The sequence below is a fragment of the Curtobacterium sp. MCBD17_040 genome (assembly GCF_003234805.2).
GTDB lineage: Bacteria > Actinomycetota > Actinomycetes > Actinomycetales > Microbacteriaceae > Curtobacterium.
In genome coordinates, this window is record NZ_CP126274.1 from 302602 (window position 1) to 320310 (window position 17709).

A 17709-nucleotide genomic window follows, 5' to 3' on the forward strand; every position below is an offset into this window, starting at 1 on the left:
CGAAGCATGAAGTGCATCGAGTTGGGTGATGTAGCTGCGGTGGGCGGTGTATCTGCGCGGTTGCCCAACCTGCGTCCGAACTCAGCAGGATCTCGATCGCGAGAGCTGACATAAGAGCGCCTTATCGGCGCGAACGCCAACGGCCGGCTGCCCTGTAGGACAGCCGGCCGTTGGCGTATGGGGGGGGGGGGCGTCAGTGGGCGGCGTCGTATGCGTCGCGGACGGCCTGGCTGATCCGGCCACGCGAGGACACGTCGTGGCCGTTCGCTGCGGCCCACTCGCGGATCTTGCCGAGCTCTTCCGCGTTGCCGCGTTTGGGTGGGCTGCCGGCGGAGCGGCGGCCGCGGCCGCCGCTGATTTTGCGTGCTGCAGCAATGTAGTCGGACAGGGCCTCGCGGAGCGCGTCGGCGTTGTCGTCGGAGAGATCGATCTCGTAGGTGCTGCCGTCGAAGCCGAACTGGATGGTCTTGCCGGCGCCGTCGTCGATAGTGTCGCCGGTGAGGTCGTCGACGAGGAGGGTGGTGACTTTCTGAGCCATAGGGCGAGCCTTTCTAAATGTGGGCGCTGCCACCTTGCCATATGTGTCTTTGGGGAAGGACCCGCCCAGCCGGTATCACTTGTCCAGTGAACAGCCGAGTGCAGCAGTTACTGGATCAACTCGATGAGGTTCTCGCCGCGGTTCCTGGCCTGTCCGATCGCGATGGCAACCATCGTCGACGCGCAGGCGAAGATGTCGCTGTCGGGGCGATGACCGTGACAGCCGAGTTCCATAGGCGCCTGCACCTCCGCTAGTGCGCGCGGCCGTGCTCAGCCGAGCATCTCGGACAGAATCTGGAACACGCCCGCGGTCCACGTGAGCATGGGCGCGTCGTTCCCTGAACTCGACACGGCGTCGTAGTTCTCGTGTATCCCGTTCTCGTCGACCATCCGCACGAAACGTGTGGCGATGTCCCTGGCGAGATCTCCCTCTCCCACCTCGGAGAGAGCCGACACGATCATGTAGGTCGGAGCCGCCCAGATCGGCCCGCGCCAGTAGCCGCGCGCGCGGAAGTCGGGGCTGTCGAACTGTTCTGTCGCGAGACCCCATTCGCCGAGGAACGGGCCGGTGGTGCCCACGGCCCGGACGGCCCGTTCGAGGACGTCCGACGGCAGACGCCTTCCCAGGATGACCGGGATCCAGTGCAGCAGGCTACGCGTCCTTATCGGCCTCGCGGTCCTCGCATCGCGGGCGATGAACATCTCGCCGTCCCAGAACTCGCGCAGCATCGCCGAGAGCAGGCCGTCTGAGCGCGAACGCCATTCCGCGGCTTCTCGGGGTAGGCCCAGCCGGCTTGCCACGGCGGCGAGGATGTCCATCTGGACGATCAGATAGGCGAGCAGATCGGGAGACTCCACCCCGCCGGGTTCTCCGAACACCGTGGAGTTGTCCCATCCGCTCTCGTTGCCGTGGTCGTACTCGGGGAACCCGTCACCGTTGTCGTCGCGGTACTCGAACCACCAGTTCGTCCACGCCGTCAGCTTCGGGTAGAACTCGGTCAGCTGGTCGTCGGAGATCGCGTCGGAGCGCTGCAGCATGGACCGGAGTGCCCAACCGTGCACCGGCGGCTTCGTGAAGTTCCAGACGATCTCGCCGCTCTTGACGTAGTCCGGGAGTGCTCCCTCCCGTGTCTGGTGATCGAACGGGATCATCAACTGGTCCCAGGCCAGCTCGGGGTGTGAGACCGACAGGGCGATCGCGGTGAACGAGTGGTCCCAGCTCCACACCCCGTTGAAGTCGTGGGAGATCAGCATGCTCGGACGCGGGAGGAATCGGGACGGAGGGACCAGGCACGAGTACTGGGCGCGGAGGGCGTCGTCCCAGGCGCGTGTCGCCCGCGCATCACCTGCCGCACGCCGGCCCGCGCACCAGTCCGCGAAGGCCGCATCCGCTCGCCGCTGTGCGTCGGCGAAGGGGATCACCGCGGACGGCGGCGCAGGAGGAGTTTCCACGAAGGACTGGACGAGGATCTCGGCCTGTCCGTCAACGGGTAGGAACGTGATGTCGATCACGCGCGAGCCGACGCCGTCCCACCCGGCCGTGATCTGATGCGATCCGGCGAGGACGGTGATCACCAGTTGCAGGCGCGAGCCGTTGAGGTTCACGTGGAGCCGGCCGTCCGACCCCTCCACCGCCCATTCGGCGCGGTAGCCCGCCGCGGCCGATTCGTCGCGGAGCAGTCGGAAGCCGGCAGTCTGGCCGCTGATCCGGATGTCTCCCCGTTCGTCGAACAGGGCGTCCACCACTCCGTGTGGGGTCTCGAGTGTGACCGTGGTCGGAGTCGAGACCTCCGTGAAGGAGGCCCGATCGGATCGCTCGTCGACGGGGATGATCTGGAAGACCCGGCGACTCTCGGCCTCGCTCCGGAGGGTGCGGATCTCCACGCCGTCCGCGTGATCGAGCGGCTCGCTCCGCGCGAACTCGAGCCAGGTCTCCGGACGACTGACATGCAATTCGGGCTGTTGATACGGCACGGGGGTCATTCTCCCGGTTCCTGTCGGCCGTGCTCGGCCGACGCTGAGGTGAGGGGCTGGGTACTGGTGTGCGGCCCACGAGGTGTGAACGGCTCTTGACGACATCAGTGTGCACTGACAGTATGGGAGCGCTCACAGAGGAGGCGATAGCAACGATGCTGGATCGATATTGGGACGACTTCGACCCCACGCAGGGCCTCATTCCTCCCCGGTCCTCCTCCGCGTCGGACGCCCCTGTGCTGAGCCTCGACGGCGAGTGGTCCTTCCGCCTGTCGCCGACGGCCGACGCAGACGACTCGTTCACCGGCGACGGACCTGAGGCGAACTCCTGGGACACGATCCCCGTCCCGTCGCACTGGGCGCTCCGCGGGTTCGGCGCCCCGATCTACACCAACACGAACTACCCGTTCCCCATCGATCCGCCTCGGGTGCCGGACGCGAATCCCACCGGCGACCACTGGCGTGCGTTCGATGTCCCGGAGGCCTGGAGAGGGACTCGGGTGCTCCTCCGCTTCGACGGCGTGGACTCGTGCGCGAAGGTCTGGGTGAACGGGCAGTGCGTCGGCGTGACCGCCGGCAGCCGTCTTCCTGCCGAGTTCGACGTGACCGAGTTCATCGTCGTCGCGCGGCGGAACACCATCGCGGTTCGCGTGCACCAGTGGTCCTCCGGAAGCTATCTGGAGGATCAGGACACGTGGTGGATGCCCGGCATCTTCCGATCGGTGACACTCGTGTCTCGCCCTGACGGCGGTATCGACGACCACTTCGTGCGCGCGGAGCTCGACGAGACCACCGGCGAGGGAATCCTGACCGTGGAGACGACCGTCCCGGCCCGGGTCGTTCTACCGGAACTCGGCATTGACGTCGCCAGCGGCACCACCGTGCGCGTCCCGGCCGTCGAGCCGTGGTCCGCCGAGGTGCCTCGTCTCTACGACGCGGTACTGGTGGCGGGCGGTGAGCGTGTGGCGCTGCGGATCGGTTTCCGATCCGTCCGGATCCGGGACGGGGTGCTCCTCGTGAACGGCAACCGGGTGCTCTTCCGTGGCGTCAACCGCCACGAGTTCCACCCGGAGACGGGACGGACCCTGACGCTGGCCGACATGAAGCGCGACGTGCGGCTCATGAAGGCACACAACGTCAACGCCGTCCGGACCAGCCACTACCCACCCGACTCGCGCTTCCTCGACCTCTGTGACGAGCACGGGCTCTACGTGATCGATGAGTGCGACCTCGAGACGCACGGGTTCTTCACGGACGGGTGGGACGCGATCGCCCGCAACCCGGTGGACGACGCCCGCTGGCAGACCGCGATCGTCGGCCGGATGCAGCGGATGGTGGAGCGCGACAAGAACCACCCGTCGATCATCATCTGGTCCCTCGGGAACGAGAGCGGGCCGGGTCGGAACCTCGCGGCGTCCGCTGCCTGGACCCGTCAACGGGACAGCACGCGGCCGCTGCTCTACGAGCGCGACTGGACCTGCGCCGACGTCGACATCTACAGCCGGATGTACAGCACGCACGCGGAGGTCGAGGAGATCGGTCGCCGGGAGGAACAGCCCCTGGACGATCCCGAGCTCGACGCGCGGCGGCGCGCGATGCCGTTCATCGCGATCGAGTTCGCGCACGCCATGGGCAACGGCCCGGGCGGCCTCGCCGAGTACCAGGCTCTGTTCGAGCGGTATCCGAGGTGTCAGGGCGGATTCGTCTGGGAGTGGATCGATCAGGCTATCACCACCCAGACGCCGGAAGGTGTTCCCATCGCGGGGTACGGGGGCGACTTCGGTGAGGTCCTGCACGACGGCAACTTCGTGGCCGACGGGCTCGTGTTCCCCGATCGACGTCCCTCGCCGGCTCTCCTGGAGTACAAGAAGGTCGTCCAGCCCCTGCGGATCACGATCGACGCCGAGCGGCGATGCGTCACCGTGCAGAACCTCCACGAGACGCTGGACACCTCGGGCTTCCGATTCCGGTGGCTCGCCACCGAGGACGGTCGAGCCGACGTCGTCGGCGACCTGGCCGCACCCTCGATCCCCGCGGGTGGGTCGGCCGACCTCCCGCTCCCGCCGCTCCCGGCCGCGCACGGGGAGCAGTGGCTCTCGGTCGAGGGCGTGCTCGCCCACGATGCGTGGTGGGCCGATGCCGGTCACGTCGTCGCGTGGGAGCAGACCCAGATCGCCGCGACCTACGCCCGCACCCGCGTGCACGGCAGACCCGGCGTACCCCGTGCCTCAGGCGAGTCGATCGAGGTCGGGATCGGCTCGTTCGACCCGAGCACCGGACAGCTCGTCCGGTTGGGACAGTTCGCCGTGCTCGGTCCGCAACTGGAGTTCTGGCGGGCACCGATCGACAACGACCGTCGATTCGCCTGGGAGGACAAGGAGGGACCGTGGCGGGCCTTCGGCCTCGACCGGCTCCGCCATCGCGTCGATTCCGTCGGCGTCCGCGGCGACGAGCTGATCGTCACGTCCCGCGTCGCACCGGACGCCGGTATCGCCGCGGCCCGGGTGCGCTACCGGTGGCAGGCGGACGGAGACGCCCTGGCCCTCGCCGTGGAGACGGAGTTCGAGGGCAAGTGGCCCGCGGAACTGCCGCGCGTCGGAGTCACCATGGCTCTCCCGGCGGATCTCGATCGCGTGGACTGGTTCGGAGCCGGTCCCCACGAGAGCTATCCCGACACGAGCCAGAGCGTCCGGATCGGTCGCCATGGTGGAACGGTGGACGAGCTCCAGACGCCGTACGTGTTCCCGCAGGAGAACGGCCACCGCTCCCAGGCGCGCTGGCTCGAGATCCGGTCGGAGGACGGAAACGGCCTCCGGATCGACGGTTCCCCGACGATCGGGTTCTCGGCACGACCGTGGAGCACCGCCGCCCTCGACGCGGCCCTCCACGACGGCGAGCTGGAGTCGGACGGTCGCACCTGGCTGAACCTCGACGCCGCGCAGGGCGCCATCGGCTCGGCCTCGTGCGGACCCGGAGCTCTCCCGCAGTACCGGCTCCGCACCGCGCCCACACAATTCGACGTCCGCTTCACCGTCGTTGGAGAACGCCGCGCCGACGGTGCGGCCGACAGACGACCTGACTGACCCCACGAGAACGACCATCGGCATGAAATTCAAGGAGGAATCGACCATGACCGGACGAATCGGGGAGCGTACTTCCCTTCGCGTGGCACTCGCCGCGCTTACCGTTACCACCCTCGCAGGTGCACTCGCCGGATGCAGTTCCGGCAGCTCCAGCTCGGGCGGCACGACGACCATCAGCTACCTGTCGTACTTCAACGACAGCGTGATGCGGCCCGTGATCAAGGAGTTCGAGAAGGAGAACCCGAAGATCAAGGTGAAGCTCTCCTCCGAGGCCGATCCGTCGAACTACGCGCAGGCACTCCAGACCCGGATCTCCGGCAACAAGACCCCGGACATCTTCAACCTCACCGGCGCGAACCAGTACGACATCATGTCGAATCACCTCGCTCTCGACCTCACCGGACAGTCGTCGCTCGACGGCATCGCCAAGAGCAACTTCGCCTCGTACAAGCTGGACGGCAAGATCTACGGTCTCCCGGTCACCGGCTGGGCCAGCGGCATCGTGTACAACAAGGCGATCCTCAAGAAGATCGGGTACTCCGCACCGCCCACGACGCTCACCGCCTTCGTGAAGATGGGCGAGAAGCTCAAGACCGCCGGCTACACGCCGTACCTCGAGGACGAGACCGAGTTCTCCCCGAGCCTCAGCGCACTGATCGGGAGCTACTACCAGCTCCACGGTGACGAGCAGGGGGACAACATCGTCCTCAACGGCAAGACCACCTTCGCCAAGGAGTGGACCCCGGCCCTGGAGGAATGGAAGAAGGACTACATCGACACCGGGATCATCCCGCAGTCGAGCCTCGGACTGACATCCGACCAGGCCCTGCAGGCGTTCGTCAGCGGACAGACGGCCATGTACCGGACCGGCGCATGGGACATCGCGACCCTCAAGAAGTCCAAGGTCGACTACGGTTTCTCGCCGTTCCCGGGGTACCCCGGGGGCAAGCCCTCCGTCGGTGGGGGAGCGGACGTCGCATTCGCCGTCTCGTCGAAGGTGAGCGGCGCCACCAAGACCGCGTCGGAGAAGTTCCTGAGCTTCCTTAACAGCAAGCCAGGACTCAAGTCCTTTTCCACCAGCTACGGCGACCCGTCGATCTCGTCGAAGTACACGACCTCGGTCGATCCCGCCATCGCCGCATTGTTCAACACCTACCTGGCCAAGGGGGACGCGTACTGGATGACCTTCACCAAGGGCGCGAACACGATGTCGAACCAGGTGTACTCGCAGGAGCAGGCCCTGGTGAGCGGCAAGACCACACCGGCCGCGTTCGCGAAGAGCATGGACACCACGTGGAAGAGCGTGAAGTGAATCCGTCCGCCCTCGGCCCGATGAGGAGCCGCATCTCGTGAACACACTTGCGCGGAGCGTCGGGATCAGGCCCTCCGTATCGACGACGCCGAGGAGGTCGAGGTCCAGCTCCTGGTTGGACAACTGGGCCACCTTTTGGTTCCTCCTGCCGGTCATCGCCGTGTTCCTGGCCCTGACCGCAGTCCCGCTCGCGTACACGTTCTACTACTCGTTGACGAACTACAACGGCTACTCGGACGTCTACGGGATCGTGGGCCTGCAGAACTACCTGACGGTCTTCACCGATCCGGCACTGCTGCAGAGCGTCGGCTACACGCTCGTGTTCACGTTCGCGGTGACGATCGCCGTCACATGCCTCGCGATCCCCCTGGCGGTGATCCTGAACAAGGCGTTCTGGGGCAGAGGACTGGCGCGTTCGCTGTTCTTCTTCCTCGGGGTGCCGTCGATGGCGATCCTGGGTCTGATCTGGCGGCAGATCTTCTCGCCACTGAAGACGGGGTTCCTCAACGAGGTCGTGGGATTCTTCGGTTTCGCGCCGATCCCGTTCCTTTCCAACGGTCACCTCGCCCAGATCTGCGTGATCTTCGTCGCGGTGTGGGCGGCCGTGGGATGGCATGCCACGCTGTACATCGCGTACCTGCAGGCGATCCCGGCGGAGCTGTACGAACAGGCGCTCGTCGACGGTGCGAGCCCCCGGCAGCAGTTCTTCAACATCACGCTGCCCCAGTTGGTCCCGGCCATCACCGTCTCGACCTTCCTGCTCGTCTCGACGAACCTCAAGGTCTACGACCTGCCGTACACCCTGACCGCGGGCGGCCCGGCCAACGCGACCATGACGCTCACCCAATCGATCCTGTTGCGCGGGATCGGCCAGTCGCAGTACGGCGTCGGCTCTGCTCTCGCGGTCCTGTTCACCATCGCCTGCTTCGTGGTCGTCCTGGCGCAGCTGGCGATCTCGAGCAGGATCTCGAGGAGGTTCTCATGACGCTCGCTCGGCAGGACAGGATCAGCCGGAAGCTCGTCCGGACCGTCCTGATCGTGGGTCTCGCGCTGTTGGCCGCAGTGCCGCTCTACTACGTGCTCGTCAGCTCGTTCAAGAACAGTGCCGACATGGCGCTGCACCCGCTGAGCCTCCCGAGCTCGTGGGACTTCGCGAACTACGTGCAGGCGGCCGCCGACGGCACGATCTTCCGTTCGCTGCTCAACAGCCTCATCGTCACCGTCGTCGGCGTTCTCTTCCAGATCATCATCGGGTCGCTCGCGGCGTACGGCATGCTCCTGAAGAAGAACGTCCTGACGAGCGCGGTCGGGGTCGTCCTCCTTATCGCGTTCACGATCCCGCTGCAGGCCACGCTCCTCCCGCTCTTCAAGCTCGAGGCGGACGCGAATCTGGTCGACTCCCTCGCCGGACTCATCGTGATCTACCTGGGCGGCGCCGTCTTCTGCTACTTCCTGACGGTCGGATACATGCGGCAGCTCCCCTGGGAGCTGTTCGAGGCCGCTCGGATCGACGGAGCAGGATACTTCCGTATCTACTGGAGCATCTGCCTGCCCCTGATCCGACCCATCCTCGCGACGGTCGCGGTGTTCCAGGCGTTGGGTACGTGGAACGACTTCATCACGCCGAACGTGTTCATCAGTTCTCCGCAGAACCGGACCGTCGTCCTACAGGTGTACAACGCGGTGACGCAGTTCACGACGAACTGGCCACTGTTCATGGCGATCATCGTGATCGCCCTGATTCCGGTCGTGGTCTTCTTCATCATCTGTCAGCGGTGGATCGTCTCCGGGCTGGTGTCCGGGGCCGTCAAGGGGTGAGCCGGACGACCAGCCGCTCCACAGCCCACCGCATCCGCACCGCTCCCGGCCCAGAAAGTACAACGACCATGCCTGTTCAGCACCTCCAGCGCGAGTCCCTCTCGATCGACCGGGTGACCATCACGGACGACTTCTGGGCGCCCCGACGCGCGATCATCCGGGAGCGGACCATCCCCCATCAGCAGCAGCAGCTCCGCTCCGGAGGGCAGTTCGAATCCCTCCGACTGACCTGGCGGCCGGGGGACCCGGGGGAGCCGCACGTGTTCTGGGAGTCCGACGTCGCCAAGTGGATCGAGGCGGCGAGCTACGTGCTTACCCGCGAGCGCGACCCGGAACTGGAACGGGGCGTCGATGAGGCCATCGAGCTGCTGCGGAATGCCCAGCAGCCCGACGGGTACCTGAACGTCTACTTCACGCTCGTCAAGCCCGGCCAGCGGTTCACGGACCTCCGGGACGCGCACGAACTCTACTGCGCCGGGCACCTGGTCGAGGCGGCGGTCGCGCACCATGCCGCTACCGGCAAGACCAGTCTGCTCGACATCGTCCGACGCTACGTGGACCTCATCGACCGGGAGACCGGCCCCGGAGGCGCCGCTGAGGGCGGGTACGACGGGCACGAGGAGATCGAGCTGGCGCTCGTCAAGCTGTACCGGTCCACCGGTGAACGGCGGTACCTCGAGCTGAGCGAGCGACTCATCAACAACCGGGGCACCGAGCCGTACTTCTTCGACTCGGAGCGCGACCGGCGGGGGAACGAGGGCTGGGCGGGGGACCACGCAGCCTTCCGGGCTCGCCCGCAGCTCCCGGAACTGTTCCGCGAGTACTCCCAGGCGCACCGCCCGGTCCGGGAGCAACGATCCGTCGTCGGGCACGCCGTCCGGGCCATGTACCTGTACAGCGCGATGGCCGATCTGGCCCGCGAGCTCGAGGACCAGGAACTCCGGGAGGCCTGCGAGTACCTGTGGGACGACCTGGTGTCGAAGAAGCTCTACATCACCGGGGGTCTCGGATCGGATCGGACGCTCGAGAGCTTCGGGAACGCCTACGACCTGCCCGACAAGGATGCCTACGCGGAGACGTGCGCCGCGATCGGCCTCGTCTTCTGGGCTCATCGGATGGCGCTCCTCACCGGAGACGCCAAGTACGTCGACGTCCTCGAGCGCGCGCTCTACAACGGCGTGCTCTCGGGTCTCTCGAGCGATGGCACGTGCTTCTTCTACGGCAATCCGCTGGCGAGCGAGAGCGGGCTGGAGCGCAGCGCCTGGTTCGGTACGGCATGCTGTCCGCCGAACCTCGCCCGTCTGCTGTCATCCCTCGAGCAGTACGTCTACGTCCGGGAGGCAGAGTCGCTCGCCGTGCACCTGTACGTCGCCGGGACGGCCGACTTCGACGTCGACGGCCACCCCGTCACGGTACGGCAAACGACCTCATACCCCTGGGACGGCCGCGTGACCCTCGCCGTCACCACCGTGGAGGACGTGGAGTTCACCCTGAAGCTGCGTGTTCCTGACTGGGCCGGGACGCTCGACGAGCTGCTGGTGAACGGTGAGGTCGTCCCTGTCCGGTCCGATCACGGCTACGCGGTCGTCCGCCGCTCCTGGCACGACGGCGACTCCGTCGTCATCGACCTGCCCCTCGAGCCACGGCGGGTCCGCGCCCAGCAGCGTGTGGGATCCGCGCTCGGGAAGGTCGCGCTGCAGCGTGGGCCGATCGTGCACTGCGTCGAGGAGGTGGACAACGGCGGGGTGGTCACCGGTCTCGGTCTCGACCGGAGCAGCGCCCTGCTGGTCGAGAGATCCACCGAGCTCCAGGTGGACCAGATCGTCGGCGACGGGGTCTTCGAGGCTCTCCCGACCGGTGATCTCTACACGACGCTGGAGCCCGCCGTGCGCCCGGCCCGGATCCGCGCCGTGCCCTACTTCGCCTGGGCGAACCGAGCACGGGGATCGATGGCGGTCTGGATCCGGGAATCGGCAGGCTGAGGCGAGGGTGATGTGGCGGCGCGGTCACGAGTCCAACGGGGGACGAGGACCGGTGACGATCGAGACACCACAATGGGATCATGAGCGGAACCCCGTCCGAGGAGCCTGAACCAGTCGTCCACCCGAAGTCCCGGGGAGCGGCCCGTCAGGCGCTGCGGAGCCGACCCACGATGGAGGAAGTGGCTGCGCTCGCAGGTGTCTCGCGCGGCACTGTCTCGCGGTACCTCAACGGAGGGCGGTACGTCAGCCCTGATGCCTCCGCGGCGATCCGGGCGGTCGTGGAGCGCACCGGATATGTGGCGAACCTGAGCGCTCGGTCGCTCGTCACCAAGCGCTCGGATGCCTTCGCTCTCGTGTTGCCGGAACCGCAGGACCGACTGTTCGAGGATCCCAACTTCGCGGTGCTGATCCGCGAGTCCACGGAGCGGCTGGCACGAGAGGATCGGACTCTCGTGCTGATGCTGGCGGACACCGCGGAGTCGACCGGTCGTGTCCTCCGATGGGTCCAGGGCGGCCACGTCGACGGGGTGTTCCTCGTCTCCGCCCACCGGGGACATCCGCTGCTCGAGCAGTTGCAGAAGTACGACGTGCCGGCTGTCGCCGTCGGTCGCCCGCTCGGAGCGGAGCAGTCCATCCCCTATGTGGCGGCGGATGACCGCGAAGGCGCACGGATGATGACCCGGCACCTGATCGAGAGGGGCAGGAGGCGGGTGGCGATCATCGCCGGCCCCGAGGACACCTCGGGCGGCGTCGATCGCCTCGCCGGGTACTCGGACGTCGTGCGGGATGACGGGCTCGAACCACTCGTGTTCCCGGCTGCCACGTACAGCAGTTCCGAGGGTGAGGTGGTGATGTCGGAGCTCCTGCAACGCCATCCCGACGTGGACGGTGTCTTCGCCGCCTCGGATCTCCTCGCCGCGGGTGCCCTCACCGCCCTCCGGCGGCGGGATATCCGGGTGCCGGAGCAGGTCGCACTGGGCGGCTTCGATGACTCGCAGATCGCCGCGCTCTCGCAGCCGCCCTTGACGACCGTCAAGCAACCGATGCAGCTCCTCGGCGCTCGGATGGTCGAGCTCCTCCTTGCCCGGAGCCGGGGAGAAGCCGTGCGGTCAGAGGTCCTGCCGACAGAGCTCGTCGTCCGGTCGACGACCTGACCCCTTCCCGCTTGACGGCCCGACGTGGTCTTCCGTAGTGTGGGAGCGCTCACAGCCGAGTGTCGGCCGTATCTTCGGTCCCTCGCGATTCGCCACCCAACGAGAGGACCTGCCGTGACGGCACCCGCCCCGCTCACTCGCGTCGAGATCGTCGTGCCGGGCGATCCGGGATCACTCTGGACGTACACCGACACGACCACGGGCAGGACGCTCGCTGTTCCCGCCCCGGTCTTCCACCTCGACGGCGGCGAGGTCACGGCCGCAGTGGACGTGGAGGAGCGCTCGACTCGTCGTCTCGGCAACGGTGTCGCGGAGCATCGCGTGGTTGGGACACTGCGCGGCCATCCGCACCTGCGGTTGGCGTTCGTCGCGCAGGTCAATGATGCCGGTCCGGTCGTCCGGTTCCGTTACGAACTCCTGGGGGACGCTCGCCTGACCAAGCCGGAGGGACGCGACCGTCTGACCTACCTGGCCATCCCGGGCCTCCCGACTGATCGCGTCACGGAAGTGCAGCTGGCCGCGTTCGACGAGATGCTGCACAGCTACGCCGTCGCCGAGCTCGACGTCGCGCAGACGGACCTGGCGCACGGTTCGGAGGCGGCGGGTCCCATCGTCGTCGGGTCCGGGGCAGGCGCCGCGTGGCTGATCGCCTACGAGCACGGCGCGCAGCTCCCGGACTCCTTCCTGACGTTCGGGCTCCGGTCCGACCTGATAGAGGTCACGGCGCGGAAGGGCAACTACCTGGCCGATCAGGCTCTGCCCATGCAGACCGTGTGGTTCCACATCGCACTCGTCGAGGGAACGGAAGACGAGCTGGCGAAGTCCTACCGACAGTTCCTCCTCCACCACCAGTCGGAATGGCCCGAGAGCCGCCGTCCCTACGTCTTCTACAACACGTGGGCGTGGCAGGAACGGACGAAGTGGTGGCACGACGGTCGCTACCTCGACCCGATGAGCCAGGAGCCCGTACTCCGCGAGATCGAGGCTGCGGCCCAGGCGGGTGTCGACGTGTTCGTGCTGGACACCGGCTGGTACCAGAAGACCGGTGACTGGGAGGTCCACACCGGCCGCTTCGACGCCTCTCTCGCGACCGTCCGCGCCGCGCTCGAGGAACGTGACATGCACCTCGGCCTGTGGTTCGGGCCGCTCAGTGCAGCACTGTCCAGCGACGCGGCCGTCCATCACCCGGAGTACCGCATGTCCTGGGCCGGGATCGCCAGCGAACCGGCACCCGTGTGGGAGACCGAGGCGAGCTATCGGATGTGTCTGGTGAGCGGATACGGCGATTACTTCGCCGACCGCGTGATCGGCCTGGCGCGTGAGACGGGGGCCACCTACTTCAAGCTAGACGCGGTCGATCAGTACGGATGCGACGACCCGGGTCACGACCACGGTGACGAGACGCACAGCCGGGCGGAGCGCGCGGACAGCTATGCGTATCAGCTTCCCCTCGCGCTGACGCGGATCGCCGAGCGGATCTGCCGCGAGGTCCCGAGCGCCATCGTCGACTACGACGTGACAGAGGCGCAGAGGAGCATGGGCCTCGCGTTCCTCGCGGCCGGCAAGTTCTTCCTCATCAACAACGGTCCCTACTACCGCAACATGGACATCCCGAGCGGCGCGAGCCCGAACGAGAACATGTTCTTCTTCCCCGGAACTGCCCGTTCTCGCCTGTGCCGCGCCGTGCTCGGGTACGACAAGTGGATCCCGTCCTCCCTGTTGCTCACGCACTACCTGCCGGACGCTCCCCGTCTGTCTCAGACCACTTCGATCGCTTCCGCTGTCCTAGGCCAGGGGGGTTTCTGGGGCGAGTTCGCGTCTCTCGAGGAGGGGGACCGCGCCCATTTCCGAGACATGCTGGACAAGTACAAGGAGGTCCGGGAGGACATCACCGAGGCGGATCCGGTCCGCTACGGACGAGTCGGTGCTGCGCCGGAGGTGCATGAGAAGCTCTCCGAAAGCGGGCGAGGAGTCGTCGCCGTTTTCTCGCCGTTCGCCGTGCGTCACATCTACCGCACCGAGGCTCGGCCGGCTCGAGACATCTGGCACACCGACAATGTCTCCGTCGTTTTTCAGGACGATGATCGAGCGGTGATCGAGATCACCTTCGACGAAGAAGACGCTGCACTGATCTTCTTCTCGTAGTGACGATCGCAGATCCCTCTTGCTCGCGATCGAGATGATACGCACGCCGTAGCGGCCGGACGTGGTACACCGTCCGTTGAGATTGGTGCGCCTGCGCAACCTACTTGGAACTGGTTGGCGAGAACGGTAGGCGTCCGCCTCTGGCGTACCGGCAAGGGGAAGCATCTTCCCGGCCGCGCAGAGCCGGGTGCAGCGTGGCCTGGCCGCCGCAAAGCGCGAGAACTACTGTCATGAGTACCCGACCGAGCCAGCCGGCACCGCTGGTGGCCGGTGGGCTCACCCGGGCAAACTCACCGGTGTAATGATGAGGCGTTGAGGGTGAAGCGACAATACGGATCTCGCTACGAAGCTGACGTTGGGCAAAGCTGAGGCAGGAAGCCGTGTGCATCGATCACTGCCTTTGGGCATGCTCCCCCGTGGGCGAGAGCACCCTCAGTTGCAGGGGGAGCGCCGAGCCCGGCGGTCACGGCCCGGGTGGAAATCCACTCAAACTAACATAATCTCGCTTATCGGCGCAGGGCGAGGGGGCCCAAGCTGTCAGTGAGATTGCGCACCAAGCCGCGCCTTTTGCTGCTGCTCTTAGTCTGGAGAGAAATTCGTCCCCGTGTGTCTCTGACCCCGCAGGTCGCCGTCCACCCTAACGGTGGCTCGTGCCAAATCCCGACAAGCGTGTGCAATGAGGCAAAGCCGTTAACGGCAGGGACCGGACCGCGACACACGGGGGTCCGTCCACTGTCCTCACTCAGCGCGCCTCTTCGCGGACGCTATGGCGATCACTCCCCTGAACAACGCCTTGCCTTCCGGTCACGTCGCGGTCAGGATGGGCGAGAATCTCGGTCTGAGAGAGTTGCGCTATCCGCATTTCGGCCGTGGTGCTAGTCCGACAAATATTTGGCCCCTGGAAGCGGTGGGTTCTTCGACATATTCAGTTATTCCTGTCCGCCTCATCGTTACTGTCTCTGCAAAAGTGATCACACGTCACTGCTGCTAGCACAACCTGCGATAGCTAGGACGAGGGAAACCGGCGGTGCTCTCCGAGGGCGCGCCCTGATCATCTCACTGACGCCGATTATCTATCCACGCTGAGCCTGACCAAACGATTTGTCCAGCCGCTAAAAGGATGACAGCCACTGCGAGGAGAATCTGGAACCGAGACTCGAAGAAATGCGGGATCAGATGGTTCAGAACCAATGCCACCAGCACACCGATGCCTCCGGCGACATAGAGGGCAACAGCTATGCATCGGCGGTTCCTGCGGTATCTCTGCGCGTATGCCGCATCGTCGGCGTTCTGATCACGGAGAGGGAGCAACGTTAGTTAGACCACCCAACAGAGTCGAGGTAAGCGGATCTGAATACTGATAACCAAAGGTTTCTCGCACTGTCAGTGACGCAATGCCAGCCCCAAGTGCCCAACCAGCCGCGATTCCGAGCGGCCCCAGCGGAGAGAGGCTCGCGCCAATGAAACTCCCGAGGAAAACTGTAAGACCGCCCTCCACGGAAGCGGCGTAGTCGGCCTTCTCGAGTCTGCCGCTGGGGTCTGAATTATTGATGGGGTCGTCGCCGGCAAAAGCGTACCGGTTGGCGTTGCTGGGGTCGAGGGGTGCGTCGAGGGCATCGCGCTGGGTCCATGTGCCGACGGTGGGCAGGTACCAGCGTTGTCCGAACTTGACGAGGCCGTCGTTGTCGATGCGGATGCCGGTCTTGTAGCCGAACGGCAAGTACTGGTATCAGTCCGAGTTGCCGCCGCTGGTGACCGTGCGGCCGCCGTAGGGGTCGAAGGTCACGGAGTACTGGCGCTGCCCGTCATCCGTGATGATCCCGACCGCGTTGCCGATGCCGTCGACGAGGTAGAACCCGACCTGCCCGTAGGGGTTGTTCAGGCCGAGGACCTGTCCGGTGACCGGGTCGTCGAGGAAGTAGGACCGGAGGCTGCTGCTGTCTTGCATCGCGAGCTGGCCGCTCTTGCCGCACATGTACACGTACGACGCCTGCCCAGGGGTGCTCTGGCTGAGCAGCTCGTTCTGGTCCGCCCCCGCGTAGGTGTACGTGGTGGTTGCACCGCCCGTGGTGGAGGTGGTCATCTGCTCCGCCGCGTTGTACGTGTACGTCACTCCCGGGGACGCGGTCATGTTGCCCGCGCCGTCGTAGCTGTACCCGCTCGAGGTGATCTGGCTAGCCGCGTTGAACGTCAGCGTCTGCGACGACGTCGCGGAGCCCGTCTCATTGGCTTTGGTCCGGTCACCGTTGCTGTCGTACGTGTAGGTCCAGGTGACGTTGCTGCTGGCGCCGCCGGACTGCGTCGCGCTCATCAGACGCCCTGCCGTGTAGCTGTAGGTGGTGGTCTGCCCCGAGGTGGGCTGGCCGGTGGTGTTGTCCGTGGTGGACTGCAGCTTACTGCTGTCGTTGGCTTGGCTGGTCGTCGTCGGCGCTGCGGCTTGGATGGTGTCGCAGCTCGCGGGCGCGGTCTTGTACTGGTAGCAGTACGACGTGTCGAACACGAGGCTCGCGGTCGTGTCGCTCGTGCCGGTCCAGGTTTGCTGCCGGACGACGCGTCCGGAGGTGTCGTAGCTGGTGTGCATGTGCGCGGCTCGCGTGGTGTGGTCGGCGTTGGAGTTCACCCAGGTGTCCGTTCGGCGACCGTGGTCATCGTTCTGGAACAGCTCGGTCTCGGTGCCCGACGAGTTCGGGAGGACGGCGGTGGTGAGTTCTCCTGCCGGGTCGTACGCGTACGTCGCGGTCCCGCCACCTTCGGTATCGGAGGTCTCGTTGGATGCTTTGTCGTAGCCGTAGGACACGGTTCCACCGCCGGCGGTGTTCGCCGTCGCGGTGAGCCGGTTCTGCTGGTCGTACGTGTTGGTGATCGTTCCCGACCCGGACGCCGACGAGGTCAGGTTTCCGTTGCCGTCGTAGTGGTTCGACACGGTCGGGGTGTTGTCGGAGAACGATTCGGTCAACTGCCGGTCGTCGTTGTCGTAGGTGTACGACGTCGTGTGCCCAGCGATACCGTCGGTCTCCGACGCGAGGCGACCGAAGGGGTCGTAGGTGTAGTTCTTCACGCCGAGAGTGGTGCCCGTCGGCGGGGTCACCGAGGTCAGCTGGTGGTCGCTGTTGTAGGTGTAATGCGTCGAATTCGAACCGTTTCCCGGAGCGGTCGCTGTCTGCACGGTACCGTCCGCGTTCCGAACCACCTTCGCTTTCACGTTGGTGTCAGCACCGGTGGAAGAGGTCGACTGGTTGCCCTGCCCGTCGTAGGTGACGGTCGTCGTGTTGTCCGAACCGTCGGCGTTCTTCGAACCGTCGGTGGTCGTCGTCGGGAGGTACGGGTTCGTGCTGTCCTGGTAGGTGGCCGAGCTCGACGCGCCCGCGGACGAACTGACCTTGTTCAACGACTGCGCGTTGTTCGAGGTGTACGTGCCGGTCGTCGTGGACGTGCTGTTCCCCGTTCCGACCGTCGATGACGACGCCTCGTTGTTCGCTGCGTTGTACTTCGCGCTCCGGGTGTGGCCGTCCGGGTCCACAACCTTTGTCACGTCGTGCGTGGTCGCATCGACCGTGTACGTCGTGTTCTTCACCGCCGACACCGCCTGCGAGCTGTCCGTGTCCGGTCCGGCAACCTGCGTTTCCGTGCCGGACACGTACGAGAAGCGCGTGGTGGCCGTACCCGGAGAGCCCGCGCTGGTGTTGGCCTACCTGCAGTAACGC

At 66.1% G+C, this 17709-nt stretch carries 12 protein-coding genes; 8 read left to right on the top strand and 4 right to left on the bottom strand.

What is annotated here, in order from left to right:
• Positions 1-193 precede the first annotated feature (193 nt).
• Together DEI94_RS17785 and DEI94_RS17790 are read right to left on the bottom strand one after the other, a co-directional pair.
• Positions 194-538, bottom strand: a complete 345-nt coding sequence (locus DEI94_RS17785) for a histone-like nucleoid-structuring protein Lsr2 (protein WP_111026614.1) — start codon at positions 536-538, stop codon at positions 194-196.
• Between the two features lie 269 nt (positions 539-807).
• Positions 808-2520, bottom strand: a complete 1713-nt coding sequence (locus DEI94_RS17790; protein ID WP_284183778.1) for an amylo-alpha-1,6-glucosidase — start codon at positions 2518-2520, stop codon at positions 808-810.
• A gap of 146 nt (positions 2521-2666) precedes the next feature.
• Between DEI94_RS17790 and DEI94_RS17795 the strand changes: the two genes are divergently transcribed.
• The 7 genes from DEI94_RS17795 (at position 2667) to DEI94_RS17825 (ending at position 14005) form a co-directional block, all read left to right on the top strand.
• Entirely contained in the window at positions 2667-5594 is a 2928-nt protein-coding gene (locus DEI94_RS17795; protein WP_111026612.1) for a glycoside hydrolase family 2 TIM barrel-domain containing protein, read from the top strand.
• A gap of 46 nt (positions 5595-5640) precedes the next feature.
• Positions 5641-6906 carry an ABC transporter substrate-binding protein gene (locus DEI94_RS17800; RefSeq protein WP_181441787.1) on the top strand — a complete coding sequence of 422 codons (1266 nt, stop codon included), beginning with the start codon at positions 5641-5643 and terminating at the stop codon, positions 6904-6906.
• A gap of 115 nt (positions 6907-7021) precedes the next feature.
• On the top strand, positions 7022-7891 hold the full coding sequence (locus DEI94_RS17805) for a carbohydrate ABC transporter permease (RefSeq protein ID WP_111026610.1): 870 nt from the start codon (positions 7022-7024) through the stop codon (positions 7889-7891).
• Complete coding sequence (locus DEI94_RS17810) at positions 7888-8724, top strand: carbohydrate ABC transporter permease (RefSeq protein ID WP_111026609.1); 837 nt, start codon at positions 7888-7890, stop codon at positions 8722-8724. The genes DEI94_RS17805 and DEI94_RS17810 overlap by 4 nt, the downstream gene beginning before the upstream one ends.
• A gap of 68 nt (positions 8725-8792) precedes the next feature.
• Positions 8793-10706, top strand: a complete 1914-nt coding sequence (locus DEI94_RS17815) for a glycoside hydrolase family 127 protein (protein WP_111026608.1) — start codon at positions 8793-8795, stop codon at positions 10704-10706.
• Between the two features lie 170 nt (positions 10707-10876).
• The gene (locus DEI94_RS17820) at positions 10877-11860 is read left to right on the top strand and encodes a LacI family DNA-binding transcriptional regulator (protein ID WP_284183780.1); all 984 of its coding nucleotides are present in this window, start codon (positions 10877-10879) and stop codon (positions 11858-11860) included.
• Positions 11861-11974: 114 nt separating this feature from the next.
• Positions 11975-14005 (top strand): alpha-galactosidase, encoded by a 2031-nt coding sequence (locus DEI94_RS17825; RefSeq protein ID WP_111026606.1) that lies wholly within the window; start codon positions 11975-11977, stop codon positions 14003-14005.
• Between the two features lie 1294 nt (positions 14006-15299).
• On the opposite strand, the gene DEI94_RS17830 is transcribed toward DEI94_RS17825, so the two are convergent.
• Both DEI94_RS17830 and DEI94_RS17835 read right to left on the bottom strand, forming a co-directional pair.
• Positions 15300-15725, bottom strand: coding sequence for an RHS repeat-associated core domain-containing protein (locus DEI94_RS17830; RefSeq protein WP_111026605.1), 426 nt, complete (start codon positions 15723-15725; stop codon positions 15300-15302).
• A 9-nt stretch (positions 15726-15734) separates the two neighbouring features.
• Entirely contained in the window at positions 15735-17579 is a 1845-nt protein-coding gene (locus DEI94_RS17835) for an RHS repeat domain-containing protein (RefSeq protein ID WP_181441786.1), read from the bottom strand.
• On the opposite strand from DEI94_RS17835, the gene DEI94_RS17840 reads away from it, so the two are divergent.
• Complete coding sequence (locus DEI94_RS17840; RefSeq protein ID WP_181441785.1) at positions 17569-17706, top strand: hypothetical protein; 138 nt, start codon at positions 17569-17571, stop codon at positions 17704-17706. The two genes, DEI94_RS17835 and DEI94_RS17840, sit on opposite strands and share 11 nt — an antisense overlap.
• Positions 17707-17709 lie beyond the last annotated feature (3 nt).

Excerpts from the sequence above, each read along its gene's own strand:
- DEI94_RS17790 (WP_284183778.1), bottom strand. The coding sequence starts at position 2,520 with ATGACCCCCGTGCCGTATCAACAGCCCGAATTGCATGTCAGTCGTCCG.
- DEI94_RS17820 (WP_284183780.1), top strand. The coding sequence starts at position 10,877 with ATGGAGGAAGTGGCTGCGCTCGCAGGTGTCTCGCGCGGCACTGTCTCG.
- DEI94_RS17810 (WP_111026609.1), top strand. The coding sequence starts at position 7,888 with ATGACGCTCGCTCGGCAGGACAGGATCAGCCGGAAGCTCGTCCGGACC.
- DEI94_RS17785 (WP_111026614.1), bottom strand. The coding sequence starts at position 538 with ATGGCTCAGAAAGTCACCACCCTCCTCGTCGACGACCTCACCGGCGAC.
- DEI94_RS17795 (WP_111026612.1), top strand. The coding sequence starts at position 2,667 with ATGCTGGATCGATATTGGGACGACTTCGACCCCACGCAGGGCCTCATT.
- DEI94_RS17800 (WP_181441787.1), top strand. The coding sequence starts at position 5,641 with ATGACCGGACGAATCGGGGAGCGTACTTCCCTTCGCGTGGCACTCGCC.
- DEI94_RS17815 (WP_111026608.1), top strand. The coding sequence starts at position 8,793 with ATGCCTGTTCAGCACCTCCAGCGCGAGTCCCTCTCGATCGACCGGGTG.